At 40.2% G+C, this 12154-nt stretch carries 12 protein-coding genes and 1 pseudogene; 7 read left to right on the top strand and 6 right to left on the bottom strand.

What is annotated here, in order from left to right; translation table 11 throughout:
- Positions 1-277 precede the first annotated feature (277 nt).
- Both V7K25_RS31705 and V7K25_RS25485 read right to left on the bottom strand, forming a co-directional pair.
- Positions 278-538, bottom strand: coding sequence for an HNH endonuclease (locus V7K25_RS31705; protein ID WP_442948116.1), 261 nt, complete (start codon positions 536-538; stop codon positions 278-280).
- A 22-nt stretch (positions 539-560) separates the two neighbouring features.
- Positions 561-1838, bottom strand: a complete 1278-nt coding sequence (locus tag V7K25_RS25485) for a DUF262 domain-containing protein (protein WP_335161788.1) — start codon at positions 1836-1838, stop codon at positions 561-563.
- Between the two features lie 430 nt (positions 1839-2268).
- On the opposite strand from V7K25_RS25485, the gene V7K25_RS25480 reads away from it, so the two are divergent.
- Complete coding sequence (locus tag V7K25_RS25480; RefSeq protein ID WP_335161786.1) at positions 2269-2646, top strand: hypothetical protein; 378 nt, start codon at positions 2269-2271, stop codon at positions 2644-2646.
- A gap of 85 nt (positions 2647-2731) precedes the next feature.
- On the opposite strand, the gene V7K25_RS25475 is transcribed toward V7K25_RS25480, so the two are convergent.
- A complete protein-coding gene (locus tag V7K25_RS25475) occupies positions 2732-3328 on the bottom strand; it encodes a pentapeptide repeat-containing protein (RefSeq protein ID WP_335161784.1) in 597 nt (198 codons plus the stop codon).
- Between the two features lie 23 nt (positions 3329-3351).
- Between V7K25_RS25475 and V7K25_RS25470 the strand changes: the two genes are divergently transcribed.
- Positions 3352-3867, top strand: coding sequence for a YraN family protein (locus V7K25_RS25470; RefSeq protein ID WP_335161782.1), 516 nt, complete (start codon positions 3352-3354; stop codon positions 3865-3867).
- 70 nt (positions 3868-3937) lie between these two features.
- Here V7K25_RS25470 and V7K25_RS25465 read toward each other — a convergent pair whose 3' ends face one another.
- Positions 3938-4327 carry a hypothetical protein gene (locus tag V7K25_RS25465; protein WP_012412259.1) on the bottom strand — a complete coding sequence of 130 codons (390 nt, stop codon included), beginning with the start codon at positions 4325-4327 and terminating at the stop codon, positions 3938-3940.
- Between the two features lie 272 nt (positions 4328-4599).
- Between V7K25_RS25465 and queA the strand changes: the two genes are divergently transcribed.
- The 5 genes from queA (at position 4600) to V7K25_RS25440 (ending at position 10155) form a co-directional block, all read left to right on the top strand.
- A complete protein-coding gene (gene queA, locus V7K25_RS25460; RefSeq protein WP_335161780.1) occupies positions 4600-5772 on the top strand; it encodes a tRNA preQ1(34) S-adenosylmethionine ribosyltransferase-isomerase QueA in 1173 nt (390 codons plus the stop codon).
- A 154-nt stretch (positions 5773-5926) separates the two neighbouring features.
- A complete protein-coding gene (locus V7K25_RS25455) occupies positions 5927-6550 on the top strand; it encodes a serine O-acetyltransferase (protein WP_335161778.1) in 624 nt (207 codons plus the stop codon).
- 100 nt (positions 6551-6650) lie between these two features.
- Positions 6651-7799: a tetratricopeptide repeat protein gene (locus V7K25_RS25450; RefSeq protein ID WP_335161776.1), complete on the top strand. Its 1149-nt coding sequence runs from the start codon at positions 6651-6653 to the stop codon at positions 7797-7799.
- Positions 7800-8088: 289 nt separating this feature from the next.
- Positions 8089-8931, top strand: a complete 843-nt coding sequence (locus tag V7K25_RS25445) for a methyltransferase domain-containing protein (RefSeq protein ID WP_335161774.1) — start codon at positions 8089-8091, stop codon at positions 8929-8931.
- Positions 8932-9378: 447 nt separating this feature from the next.
- Positions 9379-10155 (top strand): ABC transporter ATP-binding protein, encoded by a 777-nt coding sequence (locus tag V7K25_RS25440; protein WP_335161772.1) that lies wholly within the window; start codon positions 9379-9381, stop codon positions 10153-10155.
- A 291-nt stretch (positions 10156-10446) separates the two neighbouring features.
- Here the strand turns inward: V7K25_RS25440 and V7K25_RS25435 are convergent, their stop codons facing one another.
- Both V7K25_RS25435 and V7K25_RS25430 read right to left on the bottom strand, forming a co-directional pair.
- Positions 10447-11226, bottom strand: a complete 780-nt coding sequence (locus tag V7K25_RS25435) for an ABC transporter ATP-binding protein (RefSeq protein ID WP_335161770.1) — start codon at positions 11224-11226, stop codon at positions 10447-10449.
- 144 nt (positions 11227-11370) lie between these two features.
- Positions 11371-12030 (bottom strand): annotated as a pseudogene (locus V7K25_RS25430) (ABC transporter permease); the annotation flags it as partial.
- Positions 12031-12154 lie beyond the last annotated feature (124 nt).

Here is a 12154-nt window from a genome sequence, read left to right as displayed (position 1 = left end):
GCTTTTCAAAATAATCATTTTAAATAAATGCTGTTTCTTAGTTTTTTGTAATAACTTATTATAGTTCTTTAGTACGTATTATGCTGGAATTTTAATTAAAGTCCGAAAATTGACTTGCAAATAAAGCTTTACAGGCATTTATAGCGTAAATTTAATAATTAAGCCTAAAACGCTAAAATTAACGGCTGTTATTCTTGCCCAGCAAGGGATTTAAGCTTATTTACACATGTATTTAGCATAATAAGTAATGAAGATCCCTTATTTTCTAGAAGTCGCTTTAGATTTTGTTATTTTTTCTAGCGTTACATGGCAAGCAAAGGAGCTGAAGATTACTCCATGTAGTCAACCCCCCTTTACTAAAAGGATAGCGGTGATCCGCCTTAAGTTCTTTAAAGCCTTTTGTACCTCGAAAAACTTTCTTACAAAAAGGGCAGATATATCCTTTTAATTCGGGGTTAAAATATAGCCGAAAGTAAGCTTCTTTCCACGGTAATGGGAAGATTCTCGCATTAGGATCACATGGCTGTAAATTTTCCAAGTTATTTAAGTATAATCATTTCTTATCGTTCTAATAAAATTCTAACAATTTCCACTGTTTTCTCAAACTGCTGTTTTTGTCCTTTCAAACCACCCCAACGTCCTTTTGGTTCTGGATAACCGTCTTCATCATTCAGCACATATTTACCGACTTTTCGGGGATTACGAATAAACTCGCCAGCCTTTTGCCACTGGTTTGGAGTAAGGTTTTCTGGTGATATTTTTAACTCAACAGATGCAGCTACAAATAAAGCTAACTGTTTATACTTGTCAACGCTAATTCCTACAAGTGTTTTTGATAAAATGAACCGCATCCAAGTTGCAAATTGTTTAAAGTAATCGTTAGAAATAATTTCAAACGATGACAAGATATTTTTATCTTCTATTCCCGGATCTATTTCTTGATATTGAAGTTGGGCGCAATAAATATCTAAAGCAGTCTCAGTTAGTCCACCAAAGGTTACAGGTAAATGTTTAGGTCTTTTTAAAAGGGCATCAAGCTTATCACGCTCTAGAGAAACTAAGTACCAAATGAACATCAAAGAAGGCGTTTGTCCTTTTGCTTTATCCTTGCCTTGCCACCATTCATACCAACGTTCGCTAGTTTCTGGAAAATTATCCCAAGGGTGAGAAATACCCTTTCCTTTTGCTAGTTCTAGCATACGTTGGAATGGTTTCTTAGTGAATGTAGAATCATCATCACTTTCTAAGTTATCTTCAACAAAGTCTGTAGAATTACTATAAATTCCAACTAAACGTATAAAAGTAACACTCTTAGATCGAATGTAATAGGCTAAACGAATATCTTGTCCTGAAAGGGGCGTACCACCTTCGTTAATACGCCGAAAGATTTCTAGCTTAGTTTGCAAAGGCAGGCTTTTCGGCAGATAAATTATTGTAAGCGGATAATCATTAAATATGTTCTTTAGTGTCTGAATAAGCATCTCATATTTCTTGCCGGCATATAAGGCTGATGCAGGTGCCATGTAATCGATTTTTGAGTCGTCACTTATTATAAGTTTGTTCTCAAAAAAATCCCAGATAGTTGAGAGCCTTTGTTGTCCATCAACAACCTCATAATTACGGTTTTCATCTTCGCAAAAGAAGAACGCTGGAATTGTAAGGTTATTGAGAACCGATTCAATAAACAGTGATTTTTTGTGTGAGTCCCATTGTTCAGCATCTCTCTGATAATCAGGGATATATACACGTCCACTTTTCAATCTTGATAAAACAGTTTCTATACTTTCGCTTTGAGCTTTTGTTGTGTCCTGTACTAAAGGGGAAAAATTTTCAGTCATGCTGTTTACTTTTGGATTCTAGTGAGTTTATTTAGCTCTTAAGGTGTTCCACATTTAATTTGCATAATTTTTAGGCTGTAACCTTTGATTGGCTTGGCTGGCTCTAAAAAATTAGATGTGGTTCAGCTTATCCATAGAATTCCCAGAAATTTATGTAAAATAACAGCTTGAACTAAATAAACCTCAACTAAGTACATCGCTTGACGATCGCGACTCGTTCAGTACAAGGTGAAACTTATATTCTGAGTCAGGTTATCGGAAAACTCGGCTGGTTACACACACCTAATGTAATAGTAAAGATAGAGGCTAAGTCTTGATGAGCAAAGCCTCAATAAAAATGCCTTGCTACATATTGTTTCAGTACTTCTACCCTGCTAGAACTACTTTGATTGCGGATAAAAATATATGAAATCTTATATTTTTAAAGCGTATGTGTTTTAAGATAGGCGGGATGGTGGGAGCGATCGCTATTTTATTGAGCAGTGGCAGTGTATTCGCTCAAGATGCAGAAAGATATATCACTGTAGGGCATGATAAATTGGGAAACAGTGTAGCTCTAGACACGGAAACTATTAAGGGTACCACATACAAACTTTACGGGATCTACGGAGATGGCGTCTTCGAGACTACCTTTGATGCCTCGTGCAAAGAATCGCGGCTTTTTCGCAATCGCATTGCGATTTACGGGCCAGAAGGACAGCTACTTGAAGAAGATCAAGAAAAAGGAGAAATCCCTTTTGTAGCAAGTTCTTCACCAGGCAAAGGAATGAAAATTGTTTGTCAAAAGATTGGTGCTAGTGGTTGGTAAGTGTTCAATATTTTATGAGTAGGAAATGGGGAGTAGGGAATGAAGAATAAGCAATGCCCAATTCCTAATTCCCAGCTAAAAAATACTAAGGACAAAATAACGTGTCACGCGTATCTCGTCCTGTAATGGGATTAGTTCCTTTGGCAAGTTTGCACAATTTTTTTTGCTCATCGGAACGCAGCAGTGTATCGGTAAAATCTGCCCCGTCAATGATTGCGCCATCAAATCTGGCGTTAGCAGCAAAAGCACCCTCCAACAGTGCATTTGTCAAATTTGCTCTAACTAAACGAGCTGAGTCTAAAGTGGCATTTCTCAAGTCAGCTCCCTCCAAATTCACAGACTCCAAATTTGCTGCAAAGAAACTGACACCCTGCAAATTAGCGTGGCTGAAGTTGCTCTGGCGAAGATTAGCTTTAGTAAAGCTGGAATCTGTTAAATCACGTCCCGAGAAATCAGCATCAACCAAAATTTCTTTATTATATTCAAGTGCCAAAGCTGGGGGAGCAAAACCGACCATTGCCGTGATGCCAACTATTCCCCAAAGCAATAAGCTAAATATAATTGCCCAAATTCTATGGTCTGTTTTACACCTATGCCCTAACTCAGTACGGAATGAGTTTAGCTTAGAACCTGTTATGCGTAGGCGTAGCCCGCCGCAGGCATCGCTTAATCTAGGATTCATAGAATTCATAATATTTTTAATCAATGGCTAACCTTCCTCCATCTCATTATCCAGATATTGGTTCATTAGGAGAAGACCTAGTAGCTCAATGGTTGCAATCTACAGGTTGGATAATTCTCCATCGTCGCTTTTCTAGTCGCTGGGGAGAAATCGATATTATTGCTGAATATCATGGAGTAACTAGGAAAGAGCAGGAGAACAGGGGAGAATACCCCACTCCCCACTCATTATTGGCATTTGTGGAAGTCAAAACCCGCAGTTCAGGTAGTTGGGATGCAGGGGGAAGAAGCGCAATCACCCCACAAAAGCAAGCAAAAATCTGGCGAACGGCTGGAATGTTTTTAGCCCAGTACCCTGAGAAGGCAGATTATTCTTGTCGATTTGATGTTGCTATTGTCTACTGTCAAAGGATATCAAAAAATCTGACTGCGGTTACAGCAAGCCAGGAAGCTTTAGCTACTTCATCAGCCGCCGGATACAAGTTTAAGCTGCAAGAATACATTCTGGCAGCTTTCGACTCTTCAATTGATAATGGTTAATCGGTAATCGATAAAATATTTTGATTACCAATGACCAATAATTTTGTAGTGGCGTTAAAACCAAATAGGCTCACGCCAAAGTTTCTGGACAATAACCTAAGCCTCGGACAAATTGTTGCCGGAACGCTTCAATTTCATCTCTCTCTGGGCTACCATGAGAGACGATCGCAACCTGATAGCGACGCATCACGTCTACAGGGCACTGTCCGGCTTCCAAACTCCAAAGTGCCATCTGCACCCTCATTGGCGGTTCGTAGCTAATTCCTAATTCATTTAGAAAAGCCCGAAAGTCGCCATCTTCTTGGGGCGAGACTTGACCTTTGAGTTTTATCCTAACCACCCAGCCATCAATTTGATGAATTACGGTGACGAAAGAAACTGGTGTCTGGGGTCTAGCGTGCAGGTGTTGAACGACCCTCAGGGTTAGACTGGCATTTGCCAGATAGTACAAGTATTCCATGTTTGTTGGTGCTTGGGATCAAAGCCAATCCTACATATATATATTCGTCAATCATTGCCTATTCCCGGTAGGGTAAAAGCCCCCCTTTTTAGATGGGGAGGTTTACCCAATTTTTTTGTTAATTTTTCCGTGCTACCTAATAGTACCCATCTTATAGTCAAGTGATGAAACTAAACGAAGATCCCTTAAAGTTCCTTTAGAAGCGAAAGCTCAAACAAGCTTTTTTAAGAGAGTATAAATACTAAAGAAACCAAAAACTAGTAAAAGCCAATTTGAAAGATACCTCTCGCCCACAAGAAAAAGATTTTGAATTAGATTGCTCGGTAGCTGGCTATGACTACGAACTACCTCTAGAACTGATTGCCCAAAACCCAGCAGTTCCTAGAGATAGCTCGCGGTTACTGGTGGTTGATTCTTTGACTACAGGCATCGAAACAGCACCCTTGCACCACATTTTCCACGATTTGCCTCTACTGCTGCGTTCTGGTGATTTGTTGGTCATGAACAATACAAGAGTCATTCCAGCGCGGCTTTATGGTCATAAATCCACTGGTGGTAAAATCCAGGTGTTACTGTTGGAAGAACGGCAGTATAACTGTTGGTTAGCTTTAGTTAAGCCAGGAAAAAGCTTCAAACAGGGAGCGAAGATTATTTTTGAAGCCAAGGGAGATGAGGGAGCAGGGGGAGATAGGGAAGTAAATTCTTCCTCATCCCCCTCATCCCCTCACCTCATCACAGCTACGGTTATAGAAACAGACGCAGCAACCGGGGGGCGTTTGTTGCAATTTGATGTGCCAGAGGGAAAATCTTTGGTGCAACTGTTAGAGGTATTTGGTGAAGTGCCGCTACCACCGTACATTACTACCTCACAAGCTGCTGATGAGCAGTATCAGACAGTTTACGCTAAACAGCCAGGAGCGATCGCAGCTCCGACGGCAGGATTACATTTTACCCCAGAATTATTACAAAAGTTGCGCGATCGCAATATCCATCAAGCTTTTATAACGCTACACGTTGGTGTAGGTACATTTCGCCCTGTGGAAGTGGAGGATGTAACTACCCACCAAATGCACGAAGAATGGATTGAAGTCCCCGCCGCTACAGTAGAGCAAATCCGCGCCACTAAAGCAGCTGGTGGTCGAATTATTGCTGTAGGAACAACGGCAGTACGAGCCTTAGAAGGGGCGGCTCAATCTGGGAATTTACAAGCATTTTGCGGCAAAACAGACCTGTTTATTTATCCCGGCTACCAATGGCGGGTGGTGGATGGTTTAATTACTAATTTTCACCTGCCGCGTTCCAGTTTGCTGATGTTGGTAAGTGCGCTAATTGGCAGACAACGGTTATTGAATATATACAACGAAGCGATCGCTTTTGAATATCGCTTTTATTCATTCGGCGATGCAATGCTAATTTTACCATCAGCCATCAAGAATACCGATTGATTAATCTCCAAAACTAGGTTTCTACTCTGCCTAAGACCATAATTTCATTCAAGTATGAAACTGGAAAGTTTCAGGATATTATGTTTAGAGTTGCTGAACAACAGCAACTTTTAATTTGTTCAGATAATTATAATATCCAGTGTGAGGTCGGGTTATGCGTGATTTCATAATTAAGTTTGCCCAAACTATTGGACAGATCCTAACTGCCCCAATGCTCATCTTGTTTCTCTTAAGTAAAAATAAACAAATAATTATTTTAGATGTAAATCAATGGATGAAGAGGCTTGATCATAAAAAAAAATCTAGTTCAGATTGGGCTAATTTGCTATATTTTCTTTCTATATATCCAGAATTTAGAAATATTTACTATCACAGAATTAAGCAGGGTGACACGATTGGCTTTGTTCTGACGCAGGGGTTCAAAATTTTATATAAACAATGTCCATCCCTTTTTATTTACTCTACTAATATTGGTTCCGGGCTATTTATTCAACATGGATTCAGTACGGTAATTTCAGCAGAAAGTATTGGTGAAAATTGCTCGGTTAGCCAACAGGTTACAATCGGCTATAACACTAAGGGATCTCCCATAATTGGTAACAATGTAAGCATTGGTGCAGGAGCAAAAGTGATTGGTAAAATAACTATAGATGATAATGTCAAAGTGGGGGCGAATGCAGTTGTAGTCAAAAATGTTCCCAAAAATTGTGTTGTTGTCGGTGTTCCAGCTTATATAGTCAAGAAAGATGGTGTAAAAGTAAAAGAGCAATTGGTTTAAATTTATTTATTAATAAGGGTGTTTTTAATTTGTAATTTTTCATGTTGTGGTGGGTACTCTGACTTATAACGATCCAAGTATAAGTACAGGTATGCCACTCATGTCTAAAAAATCTCAACCGGAACAGTGGTTACATTGGTTATTTCAGGTGACATTTCACCGAAGCCCTGTTCAGCAAGAATCCTTGCTCAGACTTCTATTTGCTTCCTCTGCGTTTTTAGTCTTGCCTGCACCGGCAATTACTAATTTTCCAGAAAGCAAGCTGCTAGCAGAAACCGCAATTTCTCAAAATCTCGAAGCAGCGAGCTTTTTTCAGCAAGGAGTCACGCGCTATAACCGCCAAGACTTAGAGGGTGCAGAATATGCTTTTCGCCAAGCGGTGCAGCGAGATCCGAGTCTTGCAGCAGCCCGAAATTTCTTGGGTAATATATTCATGGAGCAAAATCGCCTGGATATAGCTTTACAAGAATATACAGAGGCGATTAAAGCTAATCCCAATTTTAGCGAAGCTTATTACAACTTAGGGTTAGTGTTGCACCGACAAGGAGAAAAAGAGGCAGCAATTATAGCTTATCGCCAGAGTCTTGTGATAGATTCCACAAGGGTAGCAGCATTGTATAATCTGGGTTTGGCGTTGTATGAACAAGGGCAGCTTGAAGATGCGATCGCAACATACCAAAAAGCAATTAATCTAGATAGCAGCAACGCCAATGCTTATTTTAACTTAGCGATCGCCTTGCAACAACAAGGTCAAATAGAGCCTGCGATCGCCAGTTATCGCCAAGCCTTGCTGCTAGATCCTAAAAATGCCACAGCCTACAACAATATGGCAAATTTGCTAGCAATTCATAATCAAGCTTCTGAGGCTATTTCTGTTTATCGGCAAGCTATTCGCCTAAATCCGAAAAATGCCTCAGCTTACTATAACTTGGGAGTCACTTTATATAATCAGGGCGACATCAAGAAAGCTAGTAGAGTTTTGAACTATGCCCATAACAAGTATCATGAGCAAGGGAACATTGAACAAGCTGAAAAAATTGAACAGCTAATACAGCAAATTGCCCAGAAAATTGGGCAACAGCAGCCTCAAGCCAGTCAAACAGTTACTCCTTCTCAGACAGCTACTACAAGTAATTTAATACAAACACTTAAGCGACAAACACCAAATCAACCAGAAACTCCAGCGAACTCTGGCAATGTGCCTACCTCAATTGAATTCCAGCCTACTTTAACAAGTCCCGGACAATAAAAAACTCAGAGTTAGAAATAAAAGAAGAAGTCATCCGCCAGTCGTCAGAATTCAGCATCAATTCTGGGGACTGGCGCTTTTATTTTCCTTGATAGTTAATAACTCCTAACTCCTAACTTTTTTAAATCGGCAAAGGATTGATATCGGTAAAGTCAGTAAAATTTTCCAGGGAAGAGAAACCCAAGTTTATTATCCCTGCAAACCAAAAGACCTATTTTAATTAAAAACCACATGGTAGCCTATCTGTATGTTTTTTTAAATTCGGCTTTGTCTTAACACTGCTTTTTTCATGAGTGCAACACTTTACGAGCAAATTCAGCAATTTTACGATGCTTCCTCCGGTCTGTGGGAACAAATTTGGGGTGAACACATGCACCACGGCTATTACGGTGCTGATGGTACCCAGAAAAAAGACCGCCGTCAGGCTCAAATTGATTTAATCGAAGAACTGCTAAATTGGGCAGGGGTACAAACCGCAGACAATATCCTAGATGTGGGTTGTGGAATTGGCGGCAGTTCTTTATACCTCGCACAAAAGTTTAATGCTAAGGCTACAGGGATTACACTGAGTCCTGTGCAAGCTGCGAGAGCAACGGAACGCGCAATGGAAGCTAATTTGAGTTTGAGAACACAATTCCAAGTTGCAAATGCTCAAGCAATGCCCTTTGCTGACGATTCTTTTGACTTGGTTTGGTCGCTAGAAAGTGGTGAACACATGCCAGATAAAACCAAGTTTCTCCAGGAGTGCTACCGAGTATTGAAGCCTGGTGGCAAGTTAATTATGGTGACTTGGTGTCATCGACCAACAGATGAGTCGCCACTAACGGCGGATGAGGCAAAGCATTTGCAGGATATTTATCGGGTGTATTGTTTGCCTTATGTGATTTCTTTGCCAGAGTACGAAGCGATCGCACATCAACTACCATTACATAATATCCGCACTGCCGATTGGTCAACAGCTGTTGCCCCTTTTTGGAACGTGGTGATTGATTCGGCATTCACTCCCCAAGCGTTTTGGGGCTTACTAAATGCTGGTTGGACTACCATCCAAGGGGCATTATCACTGGGATTAATGCGTCGTGGTTATCAGCGTGGGTTAATTCGGTTTGGCTTATTGTGCGGCAATAAGTAAAGACGCAAGCTTGCCCTAAGTATGTCGGCGTAAATAATTATCATTGGGATAAGGCAGGGGAGCAGGGAGAAAAAGGGTTTAAAGTACAGCAGATTGCAACAGGCGTGAGGTACAGATAATCGTAGGGGCACAACATTTTGTGCCCCTACCCGTGTATTTCATTTACCTGAAATACGCTGTATTACTGTCATTCACTGGTTGTAGAGGCAGTTTCATGCCAATTACTTTTTCATTTTGCTAGATTCAGCAAGCAAAAAGGCATATTACTTTATCAGAATGCTTGATTACTTTCTCATTTCAGTATTTACGCAATAGCTAGCGCAATTTGATTAAATGGATAAAGCCGAACTAAATCAATGTGTCTAATTAAATTTAACTGGGTATAAGGATGCTAAATAATCCACTCAAATCCTGTAAAATTAAGTTTCTCATTTTTTAATATTTGAAATGCCACTCGAACTGCAAAATCTCACAGGCGGTTACACCTTAGTAGCAATTGTTCAAAACATTAACCTCACTCTGCAAACAGGAGAATGGTTGAGTTTAGTTGGTGCTAATGGCTCAGGTAAATCTACTGTACTTAAATTGCTGAGTCGTATTCTCTCCCCACAGCAGGGAAAAGTGCTACTTGATGGCAAAGCAATTCACTCTCAGCCCCCAAATCTAGTTGCACAGAAACTGGCATTATTACCGCAACAACAAACGGTTCCCGTTGGCTTAACAGTGCGACAATTAGTCAGCTTAGGACGCACGCCACATCAATCTTGGTGGCAATGGGAATTAAACGCCCAAGATTGGGATAAAGTGGAAGCTGCAATTAAAAAGACGCAACTAGAAAAATTTAGCGATCGCTTAGTCGAACAACTATCAGGTGGTGAAAGGCAACGCGCTTTTTTAGCTTTAGCGCTAGCGCAAGAACCAAAAGTTTTACTATTAGATGAACCGACAACTTTTTTAGATATAAACTATCAACTGCAACTATTAGAACTGCTGAAAGAACTGAATCAGCAGCAGGGATTAACTATTATCACAGTTTTACACGAACTGAATTTAGCAGCCCGGTATAGTTCCCGCATTGCATTATTAAAACAAGGTCATATTTGGGAAGTTGGTACACCTGAAGAAGTTCTGACACAAAGTGCGATCGCTCAAGTATTTGGTGTAGAATCTGTGATTATTCACACGCCTGTGGGTTTACAAGTTTGTGCCATTTCTGCGATTTAAAATCAAATCATAGTATCGTATCCTAAATTTTTCATAATAAAAACCTTCCAATAATCAGCATACTGAAAAGACTGTTCTGAGTAAAAGTGAGAGAGTCTAAGGTTTAACTTTGAAATGTATAAGGTAGCACCTATACGACTTTGGGAGGCTTTGATAGTAAACCAGTAGCTTCCAACGTGTGGTAACGAGGTACAAGATGTGAATAAAAACAATGTTGCTTATTCTATAAAAATCTTCGATGATTCGGTCATCTGAGCCTTCAAGCGGTTGAAATAGGATAAGTTATTGTGATTACGGTACTGTAAATACATTCTTTCCACTTTCAAAACGCATTAGCTCAAGCACAGTTTCTTTATAGTCTTTAAAATTACAATTTTTTTTGATATCGTAGGTTCGCTCAATGGGGAAATCTATAGTTAGTTCGGTTTTAATGCTTCCAGGATGTGAGGTGAGGACATAAATTCGCTGTGATACAAAAACTGCTTCCTCAACATCATGAGTAATCATAAAAATAGTTGTACCTGTATTTCTCCACAACTCCAGAATAAACTGTTGCATCATCTCTTTTGTTTGGGCATCCAAAGCACCAAATGGTTCATCCATGAGGAGAATTTTAGGTTGAGATACTAAAATACAAGCGATCGCTACTCGCTGTTGCATACCTCCTGATAGTTCTTTGGGTAGTGCCTTAGCAAATTGAGTTAAGCCTACCACATCTAGGTAGTAAGAAACCTGCTGTTGCCTTTTGAGCTTGGGTACGCCCCTCAACTTTAACCCAAAGCCAACGTTATCTGCTACAGTCATCCAAGGGTAGAGAGAATACTTTTGAAACACCATACCCCGGTCTGCCCCTGGGCCTGTTACCTTCACTCCATCAACCTGTATTTCCCCAGCAGTGAGAGTATCAAGTCCCGCAATCAGGCGCAATAAAGTCGTTTTCCCTGAGCCAGATGCCCCTACGGCACAGACAAATTCACCTTTTTTGATATGGATATTGATGTCTTTGAGGGCAACAATTGTGCCGTTGCGGGTTTGAAATTGTTTGTGAAGATTAGCAACTTCTAGATACATAAATGTATAGTTATATAGAAATCGTATTTGATTTTTGAAATTATCTACGTGGGCTGGGAGTGGGGAGTAGGGAATAAGGAATTAGGCTTTTCGATCTGTACCGAGCTTTTTCAGAAATCAAATATTAGTCTTATAGAAGAGAAATTATTTCGTTGCCCACTGACAGGAAACTCTCAGTAATAATCGGAATAACAAGTCAATTCCCAAACCAATCAAACCGATTACAATTAGTCCAGCAAAGATTTCATCAGTTCTTAAAAAACGTTGAGCAACACTAATTCTTTTTCCCAATCCTTCAGTCGCTGCTACTAGTTCCGCGACGATAACTAAATTCCATGCTGCTGCCATGTTCACTCGACAGGCATCAATGATGGCAGGTAGGAGGTAGGGAAAAATTACCTGCAACAAAATTTGACTGCGCTTTCCCCCCAAAGTATATGTAGTTTCAATCAATTCTTTGGGAATAAACCTCACTCCATCCATAACCATCAATGTATTAAAGAAAAAGGTACCGATAAAAATCAGCAGAATCTTTGGCAATTCATCCAAGCCAAAATATAAAATTAACAGTGGGATGAAAGCAGGCGCAGGCATATAGCGAATGATGCCAATGATCGGTTCTAAGAGTGATCGCACACTAGCAAATGTTCCCATGAGTGTCCCCACAGGAATTGAAATGACTGCTGCTAGGAAAAAACCAGTCACCACTCGAAACATACTGAACTGGATGTCTTTGAGCAATGTTCCATCTAACCAGAGTCTGTGAATTGCCGCTAAAACTTGTACAGGAGTCGGTAGGAACATAGAATTGGTTCCACCCTTACTAGCAACCCAGCTAGCAGGTTGTCGGAGAACTGGCAGAAGCATTTCCTAGCAAAACCTGCAAACGTCTTAAATTGAATGCTAAACATACCAAGCACCATTCTCC

This window comes from Nostoc sp. (genome assembly GCF_036919495.1).
Classification (GTDB): Bacteria; Cyanobacteriota; Cyanobacteriia; order Cyanobacteriales; family Nostocaceae; genus Nostoc.
The sequence above is the reverse complement of the archived record's forward strand: the minus strand, read 5'-3'. Positions and strand labels throughout refer to the sequence as shown.